28 protein-coding genes and 1 other annotated feature are annotated in these 26,159 nt (G+C 56.4%); of the genes, 13 read left to right on the top strand and 15 right to left on the bottom strand.

Features of this window, described 5'->3' with window-relative positions:
* The first annotated feature begins 239 nt into the window (after positions 1 to 239).
* The 6 genes from oppA to FHW74_RS17025 all read left to right on the top strand — a co-directional run bounded on the left by oppA (position 240) and on the right by FHW74_RS17025 (position 6,888).
* Positions 240 to 1,868 carry an oligopeptide ABC transporter substrate-binding protein OppA gene (oppA, locus tag FHW74_RS17050; RefSeq protein WP_183171566.1) on the top strand — a complete coding sequence of 543 codons (1,629 nt, stop codon included), beginning with the start codon at positions 240 to 242 and terminating at the stop codon, positions 1,866 to 1,868.
* Positions 1,869 to 2,103: 235 nt separating this feature from the next.
* Positions 2,104 to 3,024: an oligopeptide ABC transporter permease OppB gene (oppB, locus tag FHW74_RS17045; RefSeq protein ID WP_183171565.1), complete on the top strand. Its 921-nt coding sequence runs from the start codon at positions 2,104 to 2,106 to the stop codon at positions 3,022 to 3,024.
* A 14-nt stretch (positions 3,025 to 3,038) separates the two neighbouring features.
* Positions 3,039 to 3,947, top strand: coding sequence for an oligopeptide ABC transporter permease OppC (gene oppC / locus FHW74_RS17040; protein WP_183171564.1), 909 nt, complete (start codon positions 3,039 to 3,041; stop codon positions 3,945 to 3,947).
* An 11-nt stretch (positions 3,948 to 3,958) separates the two neighbouring features.
* Positions 3,959 to 4,951, top strand: a complete 993-nt coding sequence (locus FHW74_RS17035) for an ABC transporter ATP-binding protein (protein ID WP_183171563.1) — start codon at positions 3,959 to 3,961, stop codon at positions 4,949 to 4,951.
* Positions 4,948 to 5,952, top strand: coding sequence for a murein tripeptide/oligopeptide ABC transporter ATP binding protein OppF (gene oppF / locus FHW74_RS17030; protein WP_183171562.1), 1,005 nt, complete (start codon positions 4,948 to 4,950; stop codon positions 5,950 to 5,952). Before FHW74_RS17035 ends, oppF begins: the two co-directional genes overlap by 4 nt.
* A gap of 102 nt (positions 5,953 to 6,054) precedes the next feature.
* Positions 6,055 to 6,888: an ion transporter gene (locus tag FHW74_RS17025; RefSeq protein WP_183171561.1), complete on the top strand. Its 834-nt coding sequence runs from the start codon at positions 6,055 to 6,057 to the stop codon at positions 6,886 to 6,888.
* Between the two features lie 23 nt (positions 6,889 to 6,911).
* On the opposite strand, the gene FHW74_RS17020 is transcribed toward FHW74_RS17025, so the two are convergent.
* Entirely contained in the window at positions 6,912 to 7,241 is a 330-nt protein-coding gene (locus FHW74_RS17020) for an HI1450 family dsDNA-mimic protein (protein ID WP_183171560.1), read from the bottom strand.
* A 34-nt stretch (positions 7,242 to 7,275) separates the two neighbouring features.
* On the bottom strand, positions 7,276 to 8,736 hold the full coding sequence (gene cls / locus FHW74_RS17015; RefSeq protein WP_183171559.1) for a cardiolipin synthase: 1,461 nt from the start codon (positions 8,734 to 8,736) through the stop codon (positions 7,276 to 7,278).
* A gap of 144 nt (positions 8,737 to 8,880) precedes the next feature.
* Here cls and FHW74_RS17010 point away from each other — a divergent pair, with 144 nt between their 5' ends.
* A complete protein-coding gene (locus FHW74_RS17010) occupies positions 8,881 to 9,054 on the top strand; it encodes a YciY family protein (protein WP_183171558.1) in 174 nt (57 codons plus the stop codon).
* Positions 9,055 to 9,112: 58 nt separating this feature from the next.
* Here the strand turns inward: FHW74_RS17010 and FHW74_RS17005 are convergent, their stop codons facing one another.
* Positions 9,113 to 9,409: a YciI family protein gene (locus tag FHW74_RS17005; protein WP_183171557.1), complete on the bottom strand. Its 297-nt coding sequence runs from the start codon at positions 9,407 to 9,409 to the stop codon at positions 9,113 to 9,115.
* 215 nt (positions 9,410 to 9,624) lie between these two features.
* Here FHW74_RS17005 and tonB point away from each other — a divergent pair, with 215 nt between their 5' ends.
* A complete protein-coding gene (gene tonB / locus FHW74_RS17000; RefSeq protein WP_183171556.1) occupies positions 9,625 to 10,359 on the top strand; it encodes a TonB system transport protein TonB in 735 nt (244 codons plus the stop codon).
* Between the two features lie 44 nt (positions 10,360 to 10,403).
* Here tonB and yciA read toward each other — a convergent pair whose 3' ends face one another.
* Genes yciA through FHW74_RS16980 form a run of 4 tightly spaced genes read right to left on the bottom strand, consistent with a single transcriptional unit; the run spans position 10,404 to position 12,578 of the window.
* Positions 10,404 to 10,805 carry an acyl-CoA thioester hydrolase YciA gene (gene yciA, locus FHW74_RS16995; protein WP_183171555.1) on the bottom strand — a complete coding sequence of 134 codons (402 nt, stop codon included), beginning with the start codon at positions 10,803 to 10,805 and terminating at the stop codon, positions 10,404 to 10,406.
* On the bottom strand, positions 10,802 to 11,347 hold the full coding sequence (locus FHW74_RS16990; protein WP_183171554.1) for a septation protein A: 546 nt from the start codon (positions 11,345 to 11,347) through the stop codon (positions 10,802 to 10,804). Before FHW74_RS16990 ends, yciA begins: the two co-directional genes overlap by 4 nt.
* Positions 11,348 to 11,406: 59 nt before the next feature.
* On the bottom strand, positions 11,407 to 12,150 hold the full coding sequence (locus FHW74_RS16985; RefSeq protein ID WP_125294350.1) for a YciC family protein: 744 nt from the start codon (positions 12,148 to 12,150) through the stop codon (positions 11,407 to 11,409).
* 26 nt (positions 12,151 to 12,176) lie between these two features.
* Entirely contained in the window at positions 12,177 to 12,578 is a 402-nt protein-coding gene (locus tag FHW74_RS16980) for a YkgJ family cysteine cluster protein (protein WP_183171553.1), read from the bottom strand.
* Between the two features lie 272 nt (positions 12,579 to 12,850).
* Here FHW74_RS16980 and ompW point away from each other — a divergent pair, with 272 nt between their 5' ends.
* Positions 12,851 to 13,483 (top strand): outer membrane protein OmpW, encoded by a 633-nt coding sequence (gene ompW, locus FHW74_RS16975; RefSeq protein WP_183171552.1) that lies wholly within the window; start codon positions 12,851 to 12,853, stop codon positions 13,481 to 13,483.
* A gap of 99 nt (positions 13,484 to 13,582) precedes the next feature.
* Here ompW and trpA read toward each other — a convergent pair whose 3' ends face one another.
* The 5 genes from trpA to FHW74_RS16950 are packed head-to-tail and all read right to left on the bottom strand — an operon-like array spanning position 13,583 to position 20,115.
* Positions 13,583 to 14,392: a tryptophan synthase subunit alpha gene (gene trpA, locus FHW74_RS16970; protein ID WP_183171551.1), complete on the bottom strand. Its 810-nt coding sequence runs from the start codon at positions 14,390 to 14,392 to the stop codon at positions 13,583 to 13,585.
* On the bottom strand, positions 14,392 to 15,585 hold the full coding sequence (trpB, locus tag FHW74_RS16965; protein ID WP_183171550.1) for a tryptophan synthase subunit beta: 1,194 nt from the start codon (positions 15,583 to 15,585) through the stop codon (positions 14,392 to 14,394). Before trpB ends, trpA begins: the two co-directional genes overlap by 1 nt.
* A 10-nt stretch (positions 15,586 to 15,595) precedes the next feature.
* Complete coding sequence (gene trpCF, locus FHW74_RS16960; protein ID WP_183171549.1) at positions 15,596 to 16,954, bottom strand: bifunctional indole-3-glycerol-phosphate synthase TrpC/phosphoribosylanthranilate isomerase TrpF; 1,359 nt, start codon at positions 16,952 to 16,954, stop codon at positions 15,596 to 15,598.
* Between the two features lie 3 nt (positions 16,955 to 16,957).
* On the bottom strand, positions 16,958 to 18,553 hold the full coding sequence (gene trpD / locus FHW74_RS16955; protein WP_183171548.1) for a bifunctional anthranilate synthase glutamate amidotransferase component TrpG/anthranilate phosphoribosyltransferase TrpD: 1,596 nt from the start codon (positions 18,551 to 18,553) through the stop codon (positions 16,958 to 16,960).
* Positions 18,553 to 20,115 carry an anthranilate synthase component 1 gene (locus tag FHW74_RS16950; protein WP_183171547.1) on the bottom strand — a complete coding sequence of 521 codons (1,563 nt, stop codon included), beginning with the start codon at positions 20,113 to 20,115 and terminating at the stop codon, positions 18,553 to 18,555. Before FHW74_RS16950 ends, trpD begins: the two co-directional genes overlap by 1 nt.
* Positions 20,116 to 20,137: 22 nt before the next feature.
* Positions 20,138 to 20,232: a sequence feature (Trp leader region), on the bottom strand.
* Between the two features lie 159 nt (positions 20,233 to 20,391).
* On the opposite strand from FHW74_RS16950, the gene FHW74_RS16945 reads away from it, so the two are divergent.
* The 3 genes from FHW74_RS16945 (at position 20,392) to rluB (ending at position 22,871) form a co-directional block, all read left to right on the top strand.
* A complete protein-coding gene (locus tag FHW74_RS16945) occupies positions 20,392 to 21,273 on the top strand; it encodes a PHP domain-containing protein (RefSeq protein WP_183171546.1) in 882 nt (293 codons plus the stop codon).
* Positions 21,270 to 21,890, top strand: a complete 621-nt coding sequence (locus tag FHW74_RS16940) for an L-threonylcarbamoyladenylate synthase (protein ID WP_183171545.1) — start codon at positions 21,270 to 21,272, stop codon at positions 21,888 to 21,890. The genes FHW74_RS16945 and FHW74_RS16940 overlap by 4 nt, the downstream gene beginning before the upstream one ends.
* Before the next feature lie 96 nt (positions 21,891 to 21,986).
* Positions 21,987 to 22,871, top strand: a complete 885-nt coding sequence (gene rluB, locus FHW74_RS16935; RefSeq protein WP_183171544.1) for a 23S rRNA pseudouridine(2605) synthase RluB — start codon at positions 21,987 to 21,989, stop codon at positions 22,869 to 22,871.
* A 54-nt stretch (positions 22,872 to 22,925) separates the two neighbouring features.
* Here the strand turns inward: rluB and cobO are convergent, their stop codons facing one another.
* Both cobO and FHW74_RS16925 read right to left on the bottom strand, forming a co-directional pair.
* Positions 22,926 to 23,516, bottom strand: a complete 591-nt coding sequence (gene cobO / locus FHW74_RS16930; RefSeq protein WP_183171543.1) for a cob(I)yrinic acid a,c-diamide adenosyltransferase — start codon at positions 23,514 to 23,516, stop codon at positions 22,926 to 22,928.
* Positions 23,513 to 24,274, bottom strand: a complete 762-nt coding sequence (locus tag FHW74_RS16925; RefSeq protein ID WP_183171542.1) for a YciK family oxidoreductase — start codon at positions 24,272 to 24,274, stop codon at positions 23,513 to 23,515. The genes cobO and FHW74_RS16925 overlap by 4 nt, the downstream gene beginning before the upstream one ends.
* 251 nt (positions 24,275 to 24,525) lie before the next feature.
* On the opposite strand from FHW74_RS16925, the gene sohB reads away from it, so the two are divergent.
* The gene (gene sohB / locus FHW74_RS16920) at positions 24,526 to 25,575 is read left to right on the top strand and encodes a protease SohB (protein WP_183171541.1); all 1,050 of its coding nucleotides are present in this window, start codon (positions 24,526 to 24,528) and stop codon (positions 25,573 to 25,575) included.
* Between the two features lie 42 nt (positions 25,576 to 25,617).
* Here sohB and FHW74_RS16915 read toward each other — a convergent pair whose 3' ends face one another.
* A complete protein-coding gene (locus FHW74_RS16915) occupies positions 25,618 to 25,869 on the bottom strand; it encodes a YciN family protein (RefSeq protein WP_125294364.1) in 252 nt (83 codons plus the stop codon).
* Positions 25,870 to 26,159 lie beyond the last annotated feature (290 nt).

Raw genomic sequence — 26,159 nt, 5'->3', positions numbered from 1 at the left:
ATTCCAAAAGAGAAACGCTTAACAAATTTGCAAATTATATTGGCGCGGCTGGAACGCTTTTGATACTTTCCGGCCAAAACATTCGCTGGCTTAGTATCTGTCGGAATCTCTCATCCGCTGATAGCGAAGAAGTAAAAAAACATCTGGCAGCGGCTATTCACTCCTGCGCTGTGCAGAACTCCCTAAGGGAAAAACAGGCCGTAAGAGGTCTTCATTATAACGAGTGGAGTAACAACACAATGTCCATCATCACAAAAAGAAGTCTGGTTGCTGCAGGTATTTTATCAGCGCTAATCGCAGGGTCGGCTATGGCTGCCGATGTGCCGGCAGGGGTTCAGCTGGCAGAGAAGCAAACGCTGGTGCGCAATAACGGTTCGGAAGTGCAGTCGCTCGATCCGCATAAAATCGAGGGGGTGCCGGAATCTAACGTCAACCGCGATCTGTTTGAGAACTTATTAATTACCGGCCCGGACGGCCATCCAAAAGCGGGCGTGGCGGAGTCCTGGGATAACAAAGATTTCAAAGTCTGGACTTTCCATCTGCGTAAAGACGCCAAATGGTCCAACGGCGACCCGGTGACCGCGCAGGACTTCGTCTACAGCTGGCAGCGTCTGGCCGATCCTAAAACCGCTTCACCGTATGAAAGCTATCTGCAATATGGTCACATCGCCAATATCGATGACATCATCGCGGGTAAAAAAGCGCCAACCGAACTGGGCGTGAAGGCGGTAGATGACCACACCCTGGAAGTGACCTTAAGCGAGCCAGTACCTTATTTCTACAAGCTGCTGGTGCACTCCTCTATGGCGCCGGTCCCTAAAGCCGTGGTGGAAAAATTCGGTGAGAAGTGGACCCAGCCGGCCAATATCGTGTCTAACGGCGCGTATAAGTTAACCAGCTGGGTGGTTAACGAAAAAATGGTGCTGGAGCGTAATACCAACTACTGGGATAACGCCAAAACCGTCATCAATCAGGTGACCTATCTGCCGATTTCTTCGGAAGTGACCGACGTTAACCGCTACCGCAGCGGTGAAATTGACATGACCTATAACAACATGCCAATTGAACTGTTCCAGAAACTGAAAAAAGAGATCCCGAACGAAGTTCACGTCGACCCGTATCTGTGCACCTATTACTACGAAATCAACAACCAGAAAGCGCCGTTTAACGATCCGCGCGTGCGCGCCGCGCTGAAGCTGGGCCTCGACCGCGACATTATCGTCAACAAAGTGAAGAACCAGGGCGATCTGCCGGCCTTCGGCTATACCCCGCCTTATACCGATGGTGCGAACTTCACCAAACCGGAGTGGTTCGGCTGGACGCAAGAGAAGCGTAACGAAGAAGCCCGTAAGCTGTTAGCCGAAGCAGGTTACAGCAAAGATAAGCCGCTGACTTTCAACCTGCTGTATAACACTTCCGATCTGCACAAAAAACTGGCGATCGCCGTGTCGTCAATCTGGCAGAAAAACATCGGCGTCAATGTCAAACTGGAAAACCAGGAGTGGAAAACCTTCCTCGACACCCGCCATCAGGGTAACTTTGATGTGGCGCGTGCCGGCTGGTGTGCGGATTACAACGAACCGACGTCATTCCTGAACACCATGCTGTCAAACAGCTCTAACAACACCGCACATTACAAGAGCGAAGCCTTCGATAAGATTATGGCGGATGCGCTCAACGTCACTGATGAGTCGCAGCGCAGCGAGCTGTATAACAAGGCTGAGCAGCAGCTGGATAAAGACTCTGTGATTGCGCCGGTGTTCTACTACGTCAATGCCCGCCTGGTGAAACCCTGGGTTGGCGGTTATACCGGTAAAGACCCGCTGGATAATATCTACGTGAAAGATCTGTATATTATCAAACATTAATGGCAATGCGTGGGGCAGGGACGGGCGTTTGTTTTGAATATACCCTAAATAATTCGAGTTGCAGGAAGGCGGCAAGCGAGCGAATCCCCAGGAGCTTACACCAGTAAATGACTGGGGTGAGGGAGTGCAGCCAACGTACATGCAACTTGAAGTATGACGGGTATAAACGGCTTTCCTTGCCCCACTGTGTCTGGTTTAAGCGCACTATAAAGGCACACGCCAGAAGGTACGGGCAATGTTAAAATTTATCCTACGTCGTTGTCTGGAAGCGATTCCGACGCTGTTTATTCTTATCACCATCTCCTTTTTTATGATGCGTCTCGCGCCGGGAAGCCCTTTTACCGGCGAGCGCACCCTTCCGCCAGAGGTGATGGCGAATATCGAAGCTAAATACCATCTGAACGATCCCATCCTCACCCAGTATTTCAGCTACCTGAAGCAGCTGGCGCACGGGGACTTCGGCCCGTCGTTTAAATACAAAGACTATTCGGTCAACGACCTGGTGGCGACGTCATTCCCGGTGTCCGCCAAACTGGGCGCCGCGGCGTTTTTCCTGGCGGTATTTCTGGGTGTCAGCGCGGGAGTTATCGCGGCGCTGAAGCAAAACACCAAATGGGATTATACCGTGATGGGCTTCGCCATGACCGGGGTGGTGATCCCCAGCTTTGTGGTGGCCCCATTGCTGGTATTAATCTTCGCCATCACCCTGAAGTGGCTGCCAGGCGGCGGCTGGAACGGCGGGGCGCTGACCTTCATGATCCTGCCGATGGTGGCGCTGTCGCTGGCTTATATCGCCAGCATCGCGCGTATTACCCGGGGCTCGATGATTGAAGTCCTGCACTCGAATTTTATTCGTACCGCCCGCGCCAAAGGATTGCCGATGCGGCGCATCGTACTGCGCCATGCCCTAAAGCCTGCTTTGCTGCCGGTACTTTCTTATATGGGGCCCGCGTTTGTAGGCATCATCACCGGTTCGATGGTGATCGAAACCATTTATGGCCTGCCGGGGATCGGCCAGCTGTTTGTTAACGGCGCACTGAACCGTGACTACTCGCTGGTGCTGAGCCTGACCATTCTGGTGGGCGCGCTGACAATCCTGTTCAATGCCGTGGTCGATGTGCTGTATGCCGTCATTGACCCGAAAATCCGTTATTAACGCTGAGGTACGCCATGATGTTGAGTAAGAAAAACAGCGAGGCGCTGGAAAACTTCAGTGAGAAGCTGGACGTGGAAGGCCGCAGCCTGTGGCAGGACGCGCGTCGTCGCTTTATGCATAACCGGGCGGCGCTGGCCAGCCTGGTAGTGCTGCTGCTGATTGCGCTGTTCGTCACCTTTGCGCCGATGCTGTCGCAGTTCACCTACTTTGATACGGACTGGGGCATGATGTCGAGCGCGCCGGACATGGAGTCCGGGCACTATTTCGGCACCGACTCATCCGGGCGTGATTTGCTGGTGCGCGTGGCTATCGGTGGGCGAATTTCACTGATGGTGGGGATTGCCGCCGCGCTGGTGGCGGTGCTGCTGGGTACGCTTTACGGTTCGCTGTCGGGCTATCTCGGCGGGAAAGTCGACTCGGTGATGATGCGTTTGCTGGAAATCCTGAACTCATTCCCGTTTATGTTCTTCGTGATCCTGCTGGTGACCTTCTTTGGTCAGAACATCCTGCTGATTTTTGTCGCTATCGGCATGGTATCCTGGCTGGATATGGCGCGTATCGTGCGCGGCCAGACCTTAAGCCTGAAGCGCAAAGAGTTTATTGAGGCCGCCCAGGTCGGCGGGGTATCTACCGCTAATATCGTGGTGCGGCATATCGTGCCGAACGTGCTGGGTGTGGTGGTGGTGTACGCGTCGCTGCTGGTGCCGAGCATGATCCTTTTCGAATCCTTCCTGAGCTTCCTGGGTTTAGGCACGCAGGAGCCATTAAGCAGCTGGGGCGCACTGCTGAGCGATGGGGCGAACTCAATGGAGGTTTCCCCGTGGCTGCTGCTCTTCCCGGCGGGTTTTCTGGTTATTACGCTGTTTTGTTTTAACTTTATCGGCGATGGCCTGCGTGATGCCCTCGACCCGAAAGATCGCTAAGGAGCGCCCTGATGAGTATTAATGAACAGGCGATGAGCCAGGCGCTGTTAGACGTAAAAGATTTACGCGTGACGTTCAGCACCCCGGACGGCGACGTGACTGCCGTAAACGACCTCAATTTCAGCCTGAGAGCGGGCGAAACGCTGGGTATCGTCGGCGAATCCGGCTCCGGTAAATCGCAAACCGCCTTCGCCCTGATGGGGCTGTTGGCGGCCAATGGCCGTATCGGCGGTTCCGCCACCTTTAACGGTAAAGAAATCCTTAATCTGCCGGAGCGCGAGCTAAACCGCCTGCGCGCCGAGCAAATCTCGATGATTTTCCAGGACCCGATGACCTCGCTCAACCCCTATATGCGGGTCGGCGAACAGCTGATGGAAGTGCTGATGCTGCACAAAGGCATGGGCAAAGCCGAAGCGTTTGAGGAATCGGTACGCATGCTGGACGCGGTAAAAATGCCGGAATCCCGCAAGCGGATGCGCATGTTCCCGCACGAGTTCTCCGGCGGGATGCGCCAGCGCGTGATGATCGCCATGGCCTTGCTGTGCCGTCCGAAGCTGTTGATTGCCGATGAGCCGACAACCGCGCTGGATGTGACGGTGCAGGCGCAAATCATGACTCTGCTCAACGAGCTGAAGCGCGAGTTCAATACCGCCATCATTATGATTACCCACGATCTCGGCGTGGTGGCAGGGATTTGCGACAAAGTATTGGTGATGTACGCCGGGCGTACCATGGAATATGGCCGCGCGCGGGATGTGTTCTACCAGCCGGCGCACCCGTACTCTATCGGCTTGATTAACGCGGTGCCGCGTCTGGACGCTGAGGGCGAGTCGCTGATGACCATTCCTGGCAACCCGCCGAACCTGCTGCGCCTGCCGCAGGGTTGCCCGTTCCAGCCGCGCTGCCCGCATGCGATGGAAATCTGCAACACTACGCCGCCGCTGGAAAGATTTGCCGAAGGGCGTCTGCGCGCCTGCTTTAAACCGGTGGAGGAGCTGGTATGAACGCTGTCACCCAGGAAAGAAAAGTTCTGCTGGAAATCGCCGATCTGAAAGTGCATTTCGAGATTAAAGACGGCAAACAATGGTTCTGGCAACCGCCGAAAACCCTGAAAGCGGTGGACGGCGTCACCCTGCGTCTGTACGAAGGAGAAACGCTGGGCGTGGTGGGGGAATCCGGCTGCGGCAAATCCACCTTCGCGCGGGCGATTATCGGGCTGGTGAAAGCGACCAGCGGGCGCGTGGCGTGGCTCGGTAAAGATCTGATGGGCCTGAATCCGCAGGAGTGGCGCGACGTGCGCAGCGATATCCAGATGATTTTCCAGGATCCGCTGGCCTCGCTGAACCCGCGCATGAATATCGGCGACATTATCGCCGAGCCGCTGCGCACGTATCATCCGAAAATGCCGCGCCAGGAAGTGCAGGATCGCGTCAAGGCAATGATGATGAAAGTGGGTTTGTTGCCAAACCTGATTAACCGCTACCCGCACGAGTTTTCCGGCGGCCAGTGCCAGCGTATCGGCATTGCCCGCGCGCTGATCCTCGAACCCAAGCTGATTATCTGTGACGAACCGGTTTCCGCGCTGGATGTGTCGATTCAGGCGCAGGTGGTTAACCTGCTTCAGAAACTGCAACGCGAAATGGGGCTGTCGCTGATATTCATCGCCCACGACCTGGCGGTAGTTAAGCATATTTCCGATCGCGTACTGGTGATGTATCTGGGCCATGCGGTGGAGCTCGGCACCTACGACGAGGTGTACCATAACCCACTGCACCCGTACACCAAAGCGCTGATGTCGGCAGTGCCGATCCCCGACCCGGATCTGGAGAAGAATAAGCAAATCCAGCTGCTGGAAGGGGAATTACCGTCGCCGATCAATCCGCCGTCGGGCTGTGTGTTCCGCACCCGCTGCCCGATTGCCGGGCCGGAATGCGCCAAAACCCGTCCGATGCTGGAAGGGAGCTTCCGTCATGCAGTGTCGTGTCTGAAGGTCGACCCGCTGTAACAAGGAAATTCCTGAGCCATAAATATCAAGACCACCATCAGGCGTTATGTCATGATCCCCGGGCCAGCAATCGCTGGCCTTTTTTGTCAAGAGAGTGTGGAAATGGCGATGCTGCGCTCGCGTCTCTACTATCGGTTATTCGATCAACGTACCCGCAGCGGCCGGCGTTTTGAGGCGCTGTGCGGGTTTATCGCGCTGCTCAGCGTGATTGTGGTGTTTATCGAGTCCGGCTTTGGCACTCAGTATCACCCAACCCGCGACCAGCGCATGGTCTTTGTCGGGCTGGAAATCGGCTTTACACTGTTGTTTACCGCTGAATATTTACTGCGGCTGTGGGTGTGGCCCAATCCGGCCCGCTATGCGTGGAGCGTCTGGGGCATTATCGATTTGCTGACGCTGCTGCCGCTCTATGTGCTGCTGTTGTGGCCGGAATTCGCCATGAGTTACGTTTATATCTGGCGAGCGATGCGGGCGATCCGGGTATTCCGCATCCTGAAGCTGCTGCGAATGATGCCTGCGGTGAACAGCTTATGGCGTGCAGTGGTCAATGCCCGGCATCAGTTGATCCTGTTTTACAGTTTTATCGGTATCGTTATGGTGATTGCCGGGGCGCTGATGTACGGCATCGAGGGGCCAGAGAGCGGCTTCAAAACGTTGGGTATTTCGGTGTACTGGGCGGTCGTTACCGTCACCACCGTGGGCTATGGCGATATTATCCCGCAAACCGCTGCCGGACGGCTGGTGGCGTCGCTGCTGATCTTAATTGGTTATTCCGTTATTGCCATTCCGACCGGTATTTTGACCGCGCAAATGACCAATGAATTGCAGAACCGACAAAAAGCCCGGGTATGCCCTAAGTGTAAATCGCAGGGGCATGGGGTCTCGGCGAAATATTGCCATCAATGCGGCGGGGCATTACCGAAAAGCGAGGAATAAGACGCGGCGCACGCCGCGTCCAGTTATTCACGCCACAAGATATGGCAGAATTTATGATCTTTTTCGCGGCACAGCAGAACGCGGGCAAATACGTCAGTGATCTCGCCGTCTTCGCTATCTGCCAGGCCAATCACCACTTCTGAGAAGAAGTCGGGATTCAAATCGAAATCCACATGCTGTTCCCACTCCTGGGAGGGGTCGAAAAGCTCTGCGCCGCCACGCTCTTCAAACTGCAGATTAAACAGAATAATATCTGCCGGATCGAGATTATCCGCCGCCAGTTCGAGAAAAATATCGTATGCCTGATCCAGCGTTTCGTCTTCCGTCAGGCGATTATTCAGATCCATTTCCATCATCACTACCTTGATTGATTCATTGAGGCCCGTTTTACAGCAACGGGCTAAAGAAGTAAAACAAACGCTCGGTGATCCGCTGCCATAACGGGCGTTTTACCCACAAACGCACGTCCAGCAAGCGGGAGCGTGAAATATAATCATCCTGGACGGCGGCTAAATCGGCGGCGAAACCGGCATCGTCGATCACCAGCGTGATTTCAAAGTTGAGCCACAGGCTGCGCATATCCAGGTTCACCGTGCCCACCAGGCTTAACTGCCCATCCACCAGCACGCTTTTGGTATGCAACAAGCCGCCCTCAAACTGGTAAATCTTAACCCCGGCGGCCAGCAGTTCGGTAAAGAACGCCCGGCTGGCCCAGCCCACCAGCAGCGAATCGTTTTTACGCGGCAGAATAATGCTCACGTCCACCCCGCGCTGGGCGGCGGTGCAAATGGCGTGCAGCAGATCGTCCGATGGTACAAAGTAGGGGGTGGTCATTATCAGGTATTCGCGCGCGGCGTAGACCGATGTGAGCAGCGCCTGATGGATCAAGTCTTCCGGGAAGCCCGGCCCGGAGGCGATAGTCTGGATAGTATGCCCGCTGGCCTGCTCGAACGGCATAATATTCAGATCGGGCGGCGGGGGAAGCAGGCGTTTACCGGTTTCGATTTCCCAGTCGCAGGAATACACGATGCCCATCGCGGTCGCAACCGGGCCTTCCATACGCGCCATCACATCCACCCACTGGCCCACGCCCGCATCCTGTTTAAAGAAGCGCGGATCCACCAGATTCATACTGCCGGTATAGGCAATGTAGTTGTCGATCATCACCATTTTGCGGTGCTGGCGTAGATCCATACGGCGCAGGAACACACGAAACAGATTCACTTTCAGCGCTTCAACAACTTCGACGCCGGCATTGCGCATCATCGCCGCCCAGGGGCTGCGAAAAAACGTCACGCTGCCTGCGGAATCCAGCATCAGGCGGCAATGCACCCCGCGCCGCGCCGCCGCCATTAGCGACTCGGCGACCTGATCGGCCATGCCGCCCGGCGCCCAGATATAAAACACCATCTCGATATTGTGGCGCGCCAGTTGGATATCGCGAATCAACGCCTGCATCACATCGTCGGAATCCGTCAGCAACTGGAGCTGGTTACCCTTTACGCCGCTGATGCCCTGACGCCGTTCGCACAGCTGGAACAGAGAGCTCGCCACCTCGCTGTTCTCTTCAGCGAAGATGTGTTTGCAGGCTTTTAATTCATGCAGCCATTTCGCCGTGGAGGGCCACATGGCGCGGGCGCGCTCGGCCCGGCGCTTGCCCAGGTGCAGTTCGCCGAACGATAAATAGGCGATAATCCCCACCAGGGGAAGAATATAAATAATCAGCAGCCAGGCCATGGCGGAGGGAACGGCGCGCCGCTTCATTAAAATACGCAGCGTTACACCGGCAATAAGCAGCCAATAACCCAAAAACACCAGCCAACTTATTACGGTGTAGAAAGTCGTCATATCTCGAAAATCCTTTTGATTCGCTGTCTTATGAGTGTACGCACAAGTCGCATTCCATCAAACAGAAAATGCGCCAGAAAACTCCTTTGAAGCCACCAGGAAGGGTCTATAATGACGCGTCTGTTCTTTTTAAGAGTAGTAGTCATGAGGCGTAGTAGAACTGAAGTTGGGCGCTGGCGGATGTTACGCCAGACTCAGCGGCGCAAATCGCGCTGGCTTGAAGCCCAGTCGCGACGCAATATGCGGATCCACGCCATCAGAAAGTGTGTTGTTAATCGTCAACGTGGCACTTTACTGTTTGCAATCCACGCGTTGTAAGCGCAAAAAAAAGAGGGCACCGCATGCGGTGCCCGATGATTTTTTAGCGTTCCGTCTCTCAAAAAACTTTTTTGAACGGCTTCACCGACACGGTTTTATAAACCCCTGCCGCGATATAAGGATCAGCCTGCGCCCAGGCTTCGGCGTCTTCAAGCGATGCAAATTCAGCGATAACCGTAGAGCCGGTAAAACCCGCAGCACCCGGTTCATTGCTGTCGACGGCAGGCATCGGTCCGGCGGTGAGTAATTTTCCTTCATCACGCAGCAGTTGCAGGCGAGCCAGGTGAGCCGGGCGAACCGACAGGCGTTTTTCCAGAGAATCAGCATTATCTTCAGCGTAAATAACGTAAAGCACAGGCAGCGTTCCTTTAACAATTCGCAAAGAGCATTTACGGTATTGGAAAGCGCCCAATCCTGCAACGGAAACATAAATTACCTGTTAATTCCTTAACATAATCCGGGTGTTTTTGCGGGTTAGCGGATGAGATTTGCATGAATGGGTGATGCGTTGTTGAATATGATTGCTATTTGCATTTAAAATCGAGCCATTGCTCATTTAACGAAATTGCTATGACCTCAATGACCCTCGATTTACCTCGTCGTTTTCCATGGCCGACCCTGCTGTCCGTGGCGGTGCATGGTGCCGTAGTGGCGGGGCTGCTTTATACCTCGGTACATCAGGTTATTGAACTGCCTGCGCCTTCGCAGCCTATCTCCGTGACCATGGTCGCGCCAGAAGCGCTGGAGCCGCCACAGCCGGTGGTCGAGCCGCCGCCCCCGGAACCGGTTGTCGAACCGGAGCCGGAACCCGAACCGCTGCCGGAACCGCCAAAAGAAGCGCCGGTGGTGATCCATAAACCCGAGCCTAAGCCGAAGCCAAAACCCAAGCCTAAGCCGGTGAAAAAGGTGGAAGAGCAGCCGAAGCGCGAAGTGAAGCCCGCAGAACCGCGCGCCGCATCGCCGTTTGAGAATAAAACGCCGGCGAAAACCATCACTAACCGTCCGGCTGCGCCAGCGCCTGCCGTGGCCGCGCCATCAGGCCCGCGTGCGGTGAGCCGTAACCAGCCGACCTATCCGGCGCGCGCTTTCGCGCTGCGTATGGAAGGCAACGTGCGGGTGAAATTTGACGTGGGCGCCGATGGCCGGGTGGACAATATCCAGGTGCTGTCGGCCAAACCGACCAATATGTTCGAGCGTGAAGTGAAGAACGCGATGCGTAAATGGCGCTATGAGCCGGGTAAACCGGGCAACGGATTGATAGTTAACATAGTATTCCGCATTAACGGCGGGGCGACGGTTGAATAACCTACGCCATAAATAACAAAGCACGCCAGCAGGCGTGCTTTTTTTTAGTTCAACGCCGGCAATGGCCGGGGTTTTCCCTGTTCGTCCACCGCAACGTAGATGAATAACGCTTCGGTGGCTTTATACCGTTGGCCGATGGGTTCAGAAGAGACCTTTTTCACCCATACTTCCACATTAATGGTCACCGAGGTGTTACCGCGCTTGATGCAGTTCGCGTAACAGCACACCACATCGCCTACCGCCACCGGGCGCAGAAAGGTCATTCCATCGACACGCACCGTGACCACGCGGCCATGGGCTTGCTCTTTCGCCATAATGGCGCCGCCGATATCCATCTGCGACATCAGCCAGCCGCCGAAAATATCGCCGTTGGCGTTAGTGTCTGCGGGCATCGCCAGAGTGCGTAATACTAATTCGCCCTGCGGCGCGGTTTGTTCATTACTCATTTCTTTTCTTCATGCTCCTGGGGCATATGGCGATAAATATAAATCCCGCTTAGCAGGGTAAATACCAGCGTTAACGCCGTCAGGCCAAAGACTTTAAAGTTGACCCATACACTTTGCGGCAGCCAGAAAGCGATATAAATATTGGCCAGGCCGCAGGCAATAAAGAACAGCGCCCAGGCGATATTCAGGCGTGACCAGACGGCTTGCGGCAGCGTCAGCTCTTTGCCGAGCATGCTTTGAATCAGCGGTTTTTTCATGATCCACTGGCTAATCAGCAATGCGCTGGCGAACAGGGCGTAAATCACCGTGACTTTCCACTTAATAAATTCATCATTGTGGAAAAACAGCGTCAGGCCGCCAAAAACCGCCACCAGTACAAAGGTAATGAGCGCCATCTTTTCAATCTTGCGATATTTAAACCAGCTATAAATGAGCACCACGGCGGTAGCTACAATCAGCGCCGCGGTTCCGGCATAAATATCGTAAAGCTTATAAAACGCAAAAAAGACAATCAGCGGTAAAAAGTCGAGAAACTGCTTCATAATCGATTCCGTAACGAAAGGCTCCTGACTATAACGCAACCGCCAGGAGCAGGGACAGGTTATTGGCGTAACAGCATGTACAGGCGATAAAGATAGATTAGCAGCAGCGCTGAAATTAAATTACTCAGCGTATTCGCGACAATCGCGCCAACCTGCGGCGTCAACGCGGCAAAGCCGGATGCCATCAGCAGCAGGGCGGTTTTCGCCAACAGCCAGCTCATCACCGCCGGGGCGACAAGGCGCATATTGCTCCAGGCCAGACGCATACTGTTGCGCATTGCCTGAAAAATCCCCACTTTATCCTGCACCAGCATCACCGGCGCTAACGACAGCACAATCGCCAGAATCACGCCCGGCAGCACGATCAGCATAATGCCGACCTGCACCAGCAGCGTGGTGAGTAAAATCAGCAGGAACATCCGCGGCAGAACCGGGGCGCTGGCACCTATGGCGCGCAGCGCGCTTACTGGCTGCCCGGCGGACACCATCTGGATCAATAATAAAATGCCGCCCGCCAGAATGGCGTTGCCGAACAGACCGGAAAAGGTCGATACCGCTGAGGCGCGCAATAACACTTGTTGCTGTTCCGGCGTCATATTCTGCACCAGTTCAAACAGCCCAACACTCCCGGTTAAATTATCGCCCTCGCTCAGAATCGACAGCTGCTCTTCGCTGGGTGAAAAGGCATGCCCAAAAAGAACGGTAATAAAGGCACATAGCAGCGCGATCAGCAGAATAGTAACCAGCTGATTGCGAAAAAAATTCCCCGTGTCACGGTAAACGGATTTTGCCGTGATAGACATGCACTCTCCTTGAGTTGATTGCCGTATTAATCTGGCGGCAATTGTACCCTGGATGGCCTGTCAGTTGCAGCATTGTGAATGGTCAAGCTCAGTAAATCTGTACCGTACAGCGGCGGCAAACCGTAATGGGCGCGGGCGCGGTTACAGGCGTCTTCCGTCACGCCATTCTCACCCGAGCGGGCAAATTCCCGGCAAGGGGACGGGCGTTGTTCATAAATCGCGCAGCTGGCGTTTTTGCCAGGTTCGCCTTGCAGCGCCACGCAGCGGCTCTGGCGCTGGTTGGTGCCGCGCATACAGCGCAGAAAAGGGGTCAGGGGCTCAGTGAGTTCAACAGGCACCGTTCCGCCGGCATCATCAGCTTCAGCCCAGTAAAAAGAGACACGAAAATACGCACAACAGGCACCGCAGGACAAGCATTCATTACTCATCGTACACCCGCATTCATCAAATTCGCTTACCGATCTTTCACTACGTTAGCCAGCCTTCATTAACGGCGCAAGATGTTAAAAACAAAATTCATTTGATACACAAACAAGCAATTGATGTAGATGCAAAGTGGTGCATGGTGAATGGCATGTAAAAATTAATCTAAATCAATAAATGTTAAATTTTCAAAATAAGTGTGATCGAAACGAGATCACTTATTACTTCTTTATGGGTATATTCACCGCGCAAATAAAACCACAAAGAGGGAATGGATATGAAAAAGCTGACGGTGGCTCTGGCGCTTTTGGGTTGTTTTTCGGGTGTTGCGCCGGCTCACGAAGCAGGTGAATTTTTTATGCGTGCGGGTACCGCGACGGTGCGCCCGACGGAAGGATCGCAAGATGTATTAGGCATGGGCGGCTTTAACGTCAGTAACAACACCCAACTGGGGCTGACGTTCACCTGGATGGCAACGGACAATATCGGCGTGGAACTGCTGGCGGCAACGCCGTTTCGTCACAGAGTCGGGCTGGGGGCGACGGGGGATCTGGCCACCGTTCATCAGCTTCCGCCAACCTTAATGGCGCAGTGGTACTTTGGCGATGCCACCAGCAAAGCGCGTCCTTATATCGGCGTTGGCGTTAACTACACCACATTCTTTGATGAAGATTTCAACGATACCGGCAAAGACGCGCAGCTAAGCGACCTGAGCGTTAAAGACTCCTGGGGCGCGGCGGGGCAGGTGGGACTGGACTACATCATCAACCAGGACTGGTTAATCAACATGTCGGTCTGGTACATGGACATTGACACAGAAGTGAAATTCAAAGCAGCGGGCGAGCAGCAGAATATCAAAACGCGTATCGATCCGTGGGTGTTTATGTTCTCGGCGGGATATCGTTTTTAACTTTGCCGACTCTCTGGTCTTGCAAAGAAGTAAACTGGCCGCTCGTCGGCCAGTTTTCATTGAAAAAGCCCTGAATCAGAGGCTTAAGCGGCCTGGCTCTTATCCCTGACGGGTGGCGGCCTTCAGGCTTTGCACAAACGCTTTCAGCTCGCTCAGCATCGCGCTGTGATCGTCGAGGTTTTTCTCGATGATTTTCACAATCGCGGAGCCGGAAATCGCCCCGGCCGCGCCCGCTTTAATCGCGGCTTCGACCTGCGACGGTTCGGAGATGCCAAACCCCTGTAACGGCGGCGCGGCATGGTATTCCGTCAGCTTGTCGATCAGATGATTCAGCGGCACGCTGGCGCGGTTTTCCGCGCCGGTAACGCCCGCACGCGACAGCAAGTAGGTATAGCCGCGGCCACGCGAGGCGATCTGGCGCAGCAGATTATCATCGGCATTGGGCGGGCAGATGAAAATCGGCGCGACGTTGTGGCGCAGCGCCGCTTCGGCAAACGGCGCCGACTCTTCCACCGGCACATCCGCCACCAGCACGGAGTCCACGCCCACCTGAGCGCATTTCTGATAAAACGCGTCGATGCCGTTGCTGAACACCAGGTTGGCGTACATCAGCAGGCCAATCGGGATCTGCGGATGTTTCTGGCGGATAGCCGCCAACATTTCAAAACACTGCGCGGGCGTCACGCCGGACGCAAAGGCGCGCAGGGTAGCGTTCTGGATGGTCGGGCCGTCCGCCAGCGGATCGGAGAACGGAATGCCCAGCTCCAGCGCATCCGCGCCCGCCTCGATCAGCGTGTCGATAATGCGCAGCGACTGTTCCGGCGAGGGGTCGCCAAGGGTGACGAAAGGCACAAACGCCCCTTCCTTACGGGCTTCAAGCTGCTTAAACACCTGCTCATAACGTTCCATCAGATTTCCCCTCTTGCTTTCAAAATATCGTGAACAGTGAAGATGTCTTTGTCGCCACGGCCAGAGAGGTTAACCACCAGCAGTTGCTCTTTTTCCGGGTTCTCGCGCGCCATCTTCAGGGCGTGAGCCAGCGCGTGGGAAGACTCCAGCGCCGGGATAATCCCTTCTTTCAGGCACAGGGTCTTAAACGCTTCCAGCGCTTCATCATCGGTAATCGACACATAGTCCGCGCGGCCTGTGCTGTTGAGATAGGCATGCTGCGGGCCGACCGACGGGAAATCCAGCCCGGCGGAAATGGAATAGGACTCTTCGATTTGCCCGTCTTCGGTCTGCATCATCGGCGACTTCATACCGAAGTAAATGCCGACGCGGCCATGCTTCAGCGGCGCGCCGTGCTCGCCGGTTTCAATACCGTGCCCGGCCGGTTCAACGCCAATCAGCCCCACGCTCTCTTCTTCGATAAAGTCAGCGAACATGCCGATGGCGTTAGAGCCGCCGCCCACGCAGGCCAGTACCGCATCCGGCAGGCGGCCCTCTTTTTCGAGGATCTGCGCTTTGGTTTCTTCGCCGATCATGCGCTGGAATTCACGTACGATGGTCGGGAACGGGTGCGGACCCGCTGCGGTGCCCAGCATATAGTGGGCGCGATCGTAGCTGCCAGACCAGTCGCGCAGCGCCTCGTTACAGGCATCTTTCAGGGTTGCCGAGCCGCTGTGTACCGGGATCACTTCCGCGCCCATCAGACGCATACGGAACACGTTCGGTGACTGGCGCTCCACGTCTTTTGCACCCATGTAGATGCGGCATTTCAGGCCGAGCAGGGCGCTCGCCAGGGCTGACGCCACGCCGTGCTGCCCCGCGCCGGTTTCGGCGATGATTTCAGTTTTACCCATCCGCTTCGCCAGCAATGCCTGGCCCAGCACCTGGTTGGTTTTATGCGCGCCGCCGTGCAGCAAATCCTCACGCTTCAGATACAGCGTGGTGCGAGTGCCTTCGGTAATGTTCTGGCATTTCGTCAACGCGGTTGGGCGACCGGCGTAGTTTTTCAGCAGGTCAGTAAACTGCGCCTGAAACGCCGGGTCCTTCTGGGCGCTGACAAAGGCTTCTTCAAGCTGGCGCAGCGCGGGCATCAGGATCTGCGGAACATACATACCGCCGAATTCACCAAAATAAGGGTTCAGTAATGTTGTCATGATCTCTTCCTTAATAGGCCCGCAGCGTTTTGAATACCGCTGCCAGCTTGTTGCTGTCTTTAATACCCGGCGCGCTTTCCACTCCGGAATTGAAATCTAAACCGCTACAGCCGAGTTTGGCTGCATCGACGCAGTTATCTGCGCCCAGCCCACCGGCCAGGATGACGTTGTCGAGCGTCTGTCCCGCCAGCAATGACCAGTCGAAACGCTGGCCGCTGCCGCCCTGGCCGTTATCAAATACATAGCGGTCAACAGAGCGCAGATCGCGCGCCGGGAGGCTGTGCGCCACGCTGAGCGCTTTCCAGATCGCCACCTCGTCGGGCAAGGCGTCGCGCAGGGCGTTGATATAGGCCTGATCTTCGCTGCCATGCAGTTGTACCGCGGATAATTTCAGGGTTTCCGCGATATTAACCACTTCCTGAACCGCGCTATCACGGAACACGCCCACATAGCGCAGCGGCGCGGCGGCACTCACCGCGCGGGCCTGCTCCGGCGTAACGTAGCGCGGGGAGGAGGGCGCGAAAATCAGCCCGCCGAAGATGGCGCCCGCTTCATACGCCGCTTTGGCGTCTTCCGGGCGAGTCAGTCCGCATACTTTGTTCTCACCCAGCAGCACGCTGCGCACCGCCGCGTTGAGGTCGTCCTGGCCCATCAGCGCGGAGCCAATCAGGAAACCGTTGGCGAAATGGCTGAGCTCGCGCACCTGAGCATAGCTATTGATGCCCGATTCGCTGATCACCGTGACGCCTGCGCCGAGGCGCGGTGCCAGTTGGCGGGTGCGGTTTAAGTCGATTGACAGGTCGCGCAGGTCGCGGTTATTGATGCCGACGACTTTCGCCTCCAGCGCAATCGCGCGTTCCAGCTCCTCTTCATTACTGACTTCGGTCAGCACGCCCATGTTCAGGCTGTGGGCCACCGCCGCCAACTGGCGATACTGCGCGTCATCCAGCACGGACAGCATCAACAGGCAGGCGTCGGCCTGATAGTAGCGCGCCAGGTGAATCTGGTACGCGTCAATAATAAAATCCTTGCACAGCACCGGCTGTGGGGCGATCTGGCTGACGATGGGCAGGAAATCGAAGCTGCCCTGAAAATATTTCTCATCGGTCAGCACCGAAATCGCCGAAGCGTGGTGCTTATAAACCCCCGCGATACGCGCCGGGTCAAAGTCATCGCGGATCACCCCTTTGGACGGCGACGCCTTTTTGCATTCGAGAATAAAGACGGTCCGCGCGCCCCGCAGCGCATCGTAAAAATGGCGCTGGCTCGGCACAATCTCATTCTGGAAGCTGGCCAGCGGCTGCTGTGCTTTACGCGCTTCCACCCAAATGGCCTTGTCGGCGACGATTTTCGCTAACACGGTTTGCATGATTTAACCTCTCGCTGCCAATGCGGTAACACGATCGTAAGCGGCACCACTGCGCAGCACCTCGATAACCCGTTGAGCGTTCGCTCTGAGATCCTCTTCGCCGTGCAAACGCAGCAGCATGGCGACGTTAGCGGCGACGGCGGCTTCATGAGCGCTCTCGCCTTTACCTTGTAACAGGCGGGTCAGAATGTCACGGTTTTCTTCCGGTGTGCCGCCCAGCAGCGCGTCCTGATGATAAGGCGTCAGGCCAAAATCGTCGGCGGTGAGCTGATAGCTTTTGATTTCACCGTTTTGCAGCTCCGCCACCAGGGTTGGGGCATGCAGCGAGACTTCGTCCATGCCGCCGCTGTGCACCACAGCGGCGCGCTGATAGCCCAGCACGCGCAGGGTTTCGGCAATCGGCAGCACCAACTCCGGGCTGTAGACGCCGATCAGCGCCAGCGGCGGATGCGCCGGGTTAATCAGCGGCCCCAGCACATTGAACAGGGTGCGGGTTTTCAACTGCTGGCGGACCGGCATGGCGTGACGAAAGCCGGTGTGGTATTTCGGCGCGAACAGGAAACAGACCCCCAGTTCGTCCAGCGCCTGGCGCGACGCGTCGGCATTCATATCCAGATTGATGCCGAACGCCGCCAGCAGATCCGATGAACCGGAACGGCTGGAAACGCTGCGGTTGCCGTGCTTCGCCACTTTCAGCCCGACCGCCGCCGCCACAAACGCGCTGGCGGTGGAGATGTTGATACTGTTGCTGCCGTCGCCGCCGGTGCCGACGATATCGGCAAACAGGTAATCGGGACGCGGGAAGGGCGCGGCGTTCTCCAGCAGCGCCGTGGCGGCCCCGGCGATCTCATTGGGGTGTTCGCCGCGCACTTTAATGCTGACCAGCGCCGCCGCCAGCTGTTCCGGCTTCAGTTCACCGCGCACAATCGCGGAGAACAGCTGGTGGCTCTCTTCGCGGCTCAGGGTTTGCGCCTGATACAGCTTGTCGAGGATCGGCTGGATGGTGTTTTTCTCCTCCAGTGATTTCAGCGCCCAGGCGAGGGTTTGCTCCAGCAGGCGCGCGCCCTGGCTGGTGAGAATCGATTCCGGATGGAACTGGAAACCCACCACCCGATCCGCGTCGTGACGCACGCCCATTACCATCCCGTTAAAGTGGGCGTTAATGGTCAGGCCCGCCGGGACGTTGCTGCCTACCAGCGAATGGTAGCGCGCCACCGGCAGCGGATTTTGCAGCCCGGCGAACATCGCTTCGCCGTCATGGGTGATGTTAGAAGCCTTGCCATGCAGGATCTCCCCGGCCTGGCCCACGTAGCCGCCATAGGCTTCGACAATCGCCTGATGGCCAAGGCAGATGCCGATAATCGGCAGCTTGCCGCGCATCCGGGTCAGCAACTCCGGCATACAGCCCGCTTCAGAGGGCGTGCCCGGGCCGGGCGACAGCATCAGCACCGGGTTCTTCATGGTCGCCAGGCGGTCGATTAACGTCTGCGCCGGGACATGGTTGCGGTAAATCACCACGTTGTGCCCGCTGGCCCGCAGCTGATCGGCCAGGTTATAGGTAAATGAGTCGATATTATCGAGCAGCAGAATGTCGGCCATCAGAACGTCTCCTGTGCGTGGTGTGCCGTGGCGATTGCGCGCAACACCGCGCGAGCTTTATTACGTGTTTCATCCGCTTCAGATTGCGGCACCGAGTCGAGTACCACCCCCGCGCCCGCCTGGACGGTGGCGATGCCGTCTTCCACATAAGCCGAACGAATCACAATGCAGGTATCCAGATCGCCATGAGCGGTGAAGTAGCCGACTGCGCCGCCGTAGCTGCCGCGGCGCGTGCCTTCCGCTGCGGCGATAAGCTGCATGGCGCGGACTTTTGGCGCGCCGCTCAGGGTGCCCATATTCATGCAGGCGCGATAGGCATGCAGCACATCCAGATCCTGGCGCAGCTCGCCCACCACGCGTGACACCAGATGCATCACAAAGGAGTAGCGGTCGACTTTGGTTAAATCCGCCACGTAGCGGCTGCCCGGCGTGCAAATGCGTGCCAGATCGTTGCGCGCCAGGTCCACCAGCATCAGATGCTCGGAGAGCTCTTTATGATCGGTGCGCATTTCCAGTTCGATGCGGCTGTCCAGGTCGCGATCCAGCGAACCGTCGGCGCGACGGCCGCGCGGGCGGGTTCCGGCAATCGGGTAGATTTCGATCTGGCGTGAATCGGCGTCATATTTCAGCGAGCTTTCCGGCGATGCGCCAAACAGCGTGAAGTCGTTATCCTGCATAAAGAACATATACGGGCTGGGGTTGCTGTTTTTTAAGGTTTCATAAGCAGCCAGCGGTGACGGGCAGGGCAGCGTAAAGCGGCGCGACGGCACCACCTGGAAAATTTCCCCGGCGCGAATGGCTTTTTGCATATCGCGAACCACTGCGCCGTACTCTTCATCGCTCTGATTGCACTCGCAGCGCATAGCCGGAACGGTTTCCACCGGCAGCGGCTGGGCAGGCTGGGTCAGTTGATGCGCGATCTCGTCGATACGCTGCGCCAGGCGGCGCGCTTCGCTGTCCGACGGGGTGAACTGGCTGGTCTGGATGCGGATGTGCTTTTTCTGATGGTCGATCACCAGCAGGGTTTCCGCCAGATAGAAGCAGTAGTCCGGGCAGCGGTTATGCTGCTCAACCGCAGGCAGCTCTTCGAAACCAGCCACCAGGTCATAGGCAAATAACCCGCCGAAGAACATAGCTTCACGCTCCTGCGCCGGGACGCTGACCAGATCTTGCAGCAGGCGGAAAGTATCAAACACCGAGAGCGAACACAGGCGCGCGTCTTCATCCAGCAGCGCGCTGACCGGCGGGAAGCGCAGCACGCGGCCCTGGGGCAGGATTTGGTTGTCGATCCCGGCGGGCAGCGCCGTATCCAGTAAAGCGAGCAGCGCAGCGCCGTTAGCGGTCAGCGCGTCAATAGTGACAGTGTCACCCAGCGCGGTAATGCGCAGCGCGCTGTCCACCAGCAGCAGGCTCTTTAACGAGTCTTTACTGTCAATATCTGCCGATTCCAGCAGCAGTGTGGCAGGGCGCGAGGCGCACAGCTGATGAAACAGCGCGGTCGGGTTATCGCGATAGGCGGCTTCGTAAGCCTGGAGTTGCAACGCGGGTTTCTGGGTTTGCATATCGGATCTCATTATTCTGTTCAAAAAAAAGCCCGCTTGATGGCGGGCCGGGTATCTGGTGTGCGTGACGCACAGTGGATTCACTGCCCTGATTCAGGAAGTGCGCCACCAGCGGTTAACAATCATGTTTGCTTTCATCTTCAGATACCTGTCTTGTGTGAACTTGCGTACTAGTTAACTGGTTCGCGCGTTTAATGTCAACCCCGATTTTAGAAAATCATCAGGAATCGTTATGATAGACGCCCGAATGCTATGCCACATGTGCTGGAGCTGTTTTTGAATCCCTCTTCGAATGCTGTGATTTATGATTTACACAGCCATACGGTCGCCTCCGATGGCGCACTTACCCCGGAACAACTGGTGCACCGCGCCGTTGAAATGGGTGTGACCACACTCGCCATTACCGATCACGACTCCACCGCAGGCTTGCCCGCCGCGCATCGGGAAATCGCCCGACAGCAACTGCCGCTGCAACTGATCAACGGTACGGAAATTTCCACCCTGTGGGAAAATCATGAGATCCATATCGTCGGGCTGGGCATTGATATTGCACATCCGGCGCTTATTGAATTTCTTGGTGAGCAGCACGCCCGCCGCCATCGCCGGGCTGAAATGATCGCCGAGCGGCTGGAGAAAGCGCGCATTCCCGGCGCGTGGGAAGGGGCGCTGCGTCTGGCGGATGGCGGGACGGTCACCCGCGGCCATTTTGCTAAATTTTTGATCGAAGACGGGCGCGCCAATTCGATGGCTGACGTGTTTAAACACTATTTAGCGCGCGGGAAAACCGGCTATGTGCCGCCGCAGTGGTGTACAATAAAACAAGCTATTGATGTAATTCACCATTCTGGCGGTCTGGCGGTGGTGGCTCATCCGGGGCGTTACCGGTTGTCGGCGAAGTGGCTCAAGCGTTTGCTGGGGCATTTTGCCGAACAGGGCGGCGACGCGATGGAGGTGGCGCAGTGCCAGCAAGCCCCCGACGAGCGGGCAAAGCTTGCCGCTTATGCAACCCAATTCGGGCTGCTGGCGTCACAGGGATCGGATTTTCATCAGCCTTGCCCGTGGATTGAGCTGGGCCGCAAACTCTGGCTTCCCGACGGGCTTCAGCCAGTCTGGCAGCGCTGGGACGCGCCAGAATCGAGTAAAGAGAGGGCAGTATGAGTCAGTTTTTTTATGTTCATCCGGATAACCCGCAGCCGCGGCTTATTAACCAGGCCGTGGACATTGTACGTAAAGGCGGCGTGATTGTTTATCCGACCGACTCCGGCTACGCGCTGGGCTGTAAGCTGGAAGACAAGAGCGCGATGGAGCGCATCTGCCGGATCCGTCAGTTGCCGAACGGCCACAATTTCACGCTGATGTGCCGCGATCTGTCGGAACTGTCGACCTATGCGTTTGTTGATAACGTGGCGTTTCGCCTGATTAAAAACAACACCCCGGGCAACTACACCTTTATCCTCAAGGGCACCAAAGACGTGCCGCGTCGTTTGCTCCAGGAAAAACGGAAAACTATCGGCCTGCGCGTGCCGTCGAACCCGATTGCGCTGGCCCTGCTGGAAACGCTGAACGAGCCGATGCTGTCCACCTCGCTGATGCTGCCGGGCAGTGAGTTTACTGAATCTGACCCGGAAGAGATCAAAGACCGCCTGGAGAAAGTGGTCGATTTGATCATTCACGGTGGTTATCTGGGGCAGCAGCCCACCACGGTGATTGATTTAACCGACGACTCGCCGGTAGTGGTGCGTGAAGGGGTTGGCGACGTTAAGCCTTTCCTGTAATGCCCTGAACCGCTATACTACGCGGCCTTAAAGGCGGCGGGTCTCTGCCGCCTTCCCCATTCGACGCCTGGGAAGGCGACATCTTAAGGAAGCTCCATGAGCGAAAAGCTACAAAAAGTATTGGCCCGCGCCGGTCACGGTTCGCGCCGCGAACTCGAAACCATGATCTCCGCCGGTCGCGTCAGCGTTGATGGCAAAATTGCCACCCTGGGCGATCGTGTTGAAGTTAATAGCGCACTGAAAATTCGTATTGATGGCCACCTGATTTCGATTAAAGAATCCGCCGAGCAGATTTGCCGTGTGCTGGCGTATTACAAACCGGAAGGCGAGCTGTGCACCCGTAACGATCCTGAAGGCCGCCCGACGGTATTTGACCGTCTGCCGAAACTGCGCGGCGCGCGCTGGATTGCGGTTGGCCGTCTGGATGTGAATACCTGTGGCTTGCTGCTGTTCACCACCGATGGCGAACTGGCTAACCGCCTGATGCACCCGAGCCGTGAAGTGGAGCGCGAATACGCGGTGCGCGTGTTTGGTCAGGTAGAAGACAGCAAAATTAACGGCCTGGCGCGCGGCGTCCAACTGGAAGATGGCCCGGCGGCGTTTAAAACCATTAAATTCACCGGCGGCGAAGGCATTAACCAGTGGTACAACGTCACCCTGACCGAAGGACGCAACCGTGAAGTGCGTCGCTTGTGGGAAGCGGTGGGTGTGCAGGTGAGCCGCCTGATCCGCGTGCGCTACGGCGACATCCCGTTGCCGAAAGGCCTGCCGCGCGGCGGCTATACCGAACTGGATTTAGCGCAAACCAACTATCTGCGTGAGCTGGTGGGCCTGCCTGCTGAAACCAGCAGCAAAGTGGCGGTGGAGAAAGATCGTCGCCGCATGAAGGCGAACCAGATCCGTCGGGCAGTGAAGCGTCACGGCCAGACTACCGCGCGTCGCAGCAGCGGCCCGGCGGTAAAGAAAACCCGCGAAAGATAATCGTCTTAGCAATAAAAATGGTCGCCAAAAGCGACCATTTTTGTTTGCGCAGAATCAGTAATCAATGCCCATCTGGGCCTTCACACCCGCGTCGAACGCGTGTTTCACCGGACGTAACTCGCTTACCGTATCGGCAATCTCAAGAATATCCCGATGGCAGCCGCGTCCGGTAATAATCACCGTTTGCTGTTCCGGACGCTGGTTTAACGCCTCCATCACTACCTCCAGCGGCAGATAGTCGTAGGCCACCATATAGGTCAGCTCATCCAGCACCACCAAATCCAGCGAGGCGTCGCGCAGCATCCGTTCGGCGTGCTGCCAGGCAGAGAGGCAGGCGGCGGTATCCGATTCGCGGTTTTGCGTCTCCCAGGTAAACCCGGTGGCCATGGTCTGGAACTCAACGCCGTGCGGCTCCAGCAGGTTACGCTCGCCGTTGGGCCAGGTGCCTTTAATAAACTGCACTACGCCGGCTTTTTTCCCGTGGCCCACGGCGCGGGTTACGGTGCCGAAGGCGGCAGTGGTTTTGCCTTTGCCGTTGCCGGTAAACACCATCAGTATGCCGCGCTCTTCCTGGGCGCTGGCGATGCGGGCATCCACTTTCTCTTTAACACGCTGTTGGCGCTGCTGGTAACGATCGTCGCTCATTCAGAAATTCCTGGTTTTCGGTTGGGTTGGGCATCAAAGGTCATGCCGGTTTTGCGACGGCTGTCGTCGCCCATGAGCCACAAATAGAGCGGCATTAAATCGCGCGGCGTCTTGAGTTTGTTCGGATCTTCCGCCGGGAACGCGTTGGCGCGCATCGCGGTGCGGGTACCGCCGGGGTTGATGCAATTTACCCGGAGATTGCGATGAACATACTCCTCCGCCAGCACCTGCATCATGCCTTCGGTGGCGAATTTCGAGACCGCGTAGGCTCCCCAGCCAGCGCGGCCCTGGCGGCCAACGCTTGAAGAGGTAAAGACCAGTGAACCGGAATCTGATTTAAGCAGCAGCGGCAGCAGGGCCTGAGTCAAAAAGAAGGTGGCATTTACGTTCACCTGCATCACGTCCAGCCAGCTCTCCGGCGTTTGTTCGATCATCGGACGCACTTCGCCAAGCGCGCCCGCGTTATGCAATACGCCGTCGAGCCGGGGAACCTGGGCGGCGATGTGGTTCGCCAGCTCCTGACATTGCGCAGGCGTGGCGCTGGAAAAATCCAGTGTGAACCAGCGCGGCTGCGAGTAGCCTTGCTGATGGATCGCCTGCGCGACATCGCGCAGCTTTTGCTCGTTGCGGCCCAGCAGGACCACCTCGGCACCGTATTGGGCATAGGTCATCGCCGCTTCGCGGCCAATGCCGTCACTGGCGCCAGTGACAAGAATAATGCGGTTTTGCAACAAATCGCGTTGGGGTTGATAGTGCACAAATCACTCCTGAGCGGGCAGTTGGCGTGCGAAACAGAGTCTATTCACAGAGTTTTAACGTGTTATGCCTGATTCCGACTGCTATTTCAATCGGCCATCCGCCCCGGCTGCCGCAAGTTAACATTTTGAAATAATTCACCGTCGCGGAAAATTACGGGATAGATTCCACGATAAACATGTCATACGAGACTGATTGGGCTTGAGTCGGTACACTAAAGCTAACTTTTGGACGTGATATCAAGGCGGATGTTGTGGATCTACTTTCTGAATATGGGTTGTTTTTAGCCAAAATCGCCACGGTTGTGATCGCTATTGCGATCATTGCAGCGATTATCGTCAATGTCGCCCAGCGCAGGAAACAGCAGCGCGGGGAATTGCGCGTGACCCGTTTGAGCGAGCAATATAAAGAAATGCAGGAAGAGATGGCGGTATCACTGCTCGATCCCCATCAGCAAAAACTGTGGCACAAGGCCCAGAAGAAAAAGCACAAGCAGGAAGCCAAAGCGGCGAAAGCGCTGGCGAAGCAGGGCAAACCCGCCGCAGAAGGGCGCGCCAAACTTTACGTGATCGATTTCAAAGGCAGTATGGACGCTCATGAAGTGACGTCGCTGCGTGAAGAGGTGACGGCGGTGCTGGCGGTGGCGACGCCGCAGGATGAAGTATTGGTGCGCCTCGAAAGCCCTGGCGGCGTGGTACACGGTTATGGTCTGGCAGCCTCACAACTCCAGCGCCTGCGCGAGCGCGGCATTCCGTTAACGGTGGCGGTGGATAAAGTGGCGGCCAGCGGCGGTTATATGATGGCCTGCGTCGCCAGCCATATCGTGGCGGCGCCGTTTGCCATTGTCGGCTCGATCGGCGTGGTGGCGCAGATCCCCAACTTTAACCGCCTGCTCAAGCGTAACGACATCGATGTGGAGTTGCACACCGCCGGGCAATATAAGCGCACCCTGACGCTGTTTGGGGAAAACACCGAGGAAGGCCGCGAGAAATTCCGCGAAGATCTCAACGATACGCACCTGCTGTTCAAGAGCTTTGTGAAAGAGATGCGTCCCAGCCTGAATATTGATGAGGTGGCGACCGGTGAACACTGGTACGGCGTTCAGGCAAAAGAAAAAGGCCTGGTTGACGCTATCAGCACCAGCGACGATCTGATCCTGGAAAAAATGAACCAGCGTGACGTGGTGGGTGTGCGCTATCTGCGACGTAAAAAAATGATGGACCGTTTTACCGGCAGCGCGGCGGAAAGTGCCGACCGTCTGTTGATGCGCTGGTGGCAGCGCGGCGAGAAGCCGTTACTGTGACGTGCCCCATAAAATGAGAAAGAGGCCATCCGGCCTCTTTTTTTAATCCTGCAAACGGTACTTTTCAGACAGTTCGTGGGCGAGATATTTAAACATGTTAAATACCGCCGTGCTTTTCGGCGTCGGCAGACCTTGCTCATCCAGGAAGTATTCGCCCCTGAAGACCAGCACGCCGTTTTTCTGCTCGACATCGGTGGCTATGATGCCCGCGATATAATCTTCATGTTCGACAATCAGTGCATTTGCTTTTTCAAGCAGTGTTTTTTTGTCTATCGGTTGAATCGTCTGTTGCATAGTTTACTCCTTCAAAACTGCGCGTAGTGTACGCCGCGCCTGACATCGGGCGCAAATTTTCCCCGAAAGAGAGTGTGGATTTATTCGCACTGACAAGTTGGCGCTCAACAGCAAGGCATGCTAATAAAGTTGCGTAACGAATTATATCAGGTAGAGTGTGACGCTTTCGCAAATCTGGCAACAGAATTGCTTGACATTCGACCAGACTTTCGTCGTGCTGTGTCGTCATGGCGCGAAAAACCTGCTTTCTCAGGTACCTGAAAAGTGCGTTCCGTCGCATCGGTAAATGA

The organism is Atlantibacter sp. RC6 (assembly GCF_014193285.1).
In the GTDB taxonomy this organism is placed as follows: Bacteria; Pseudomonadota; Gammaproteobacteria; order Enterobacterales; family Enterobacteriaceae; genus Atlantibacter.
The sequence above is the reverse complement of the archived record's forward strand: the minus strand, read 5'-3'. Positions and strand labels throughout refer to the sequence as shown.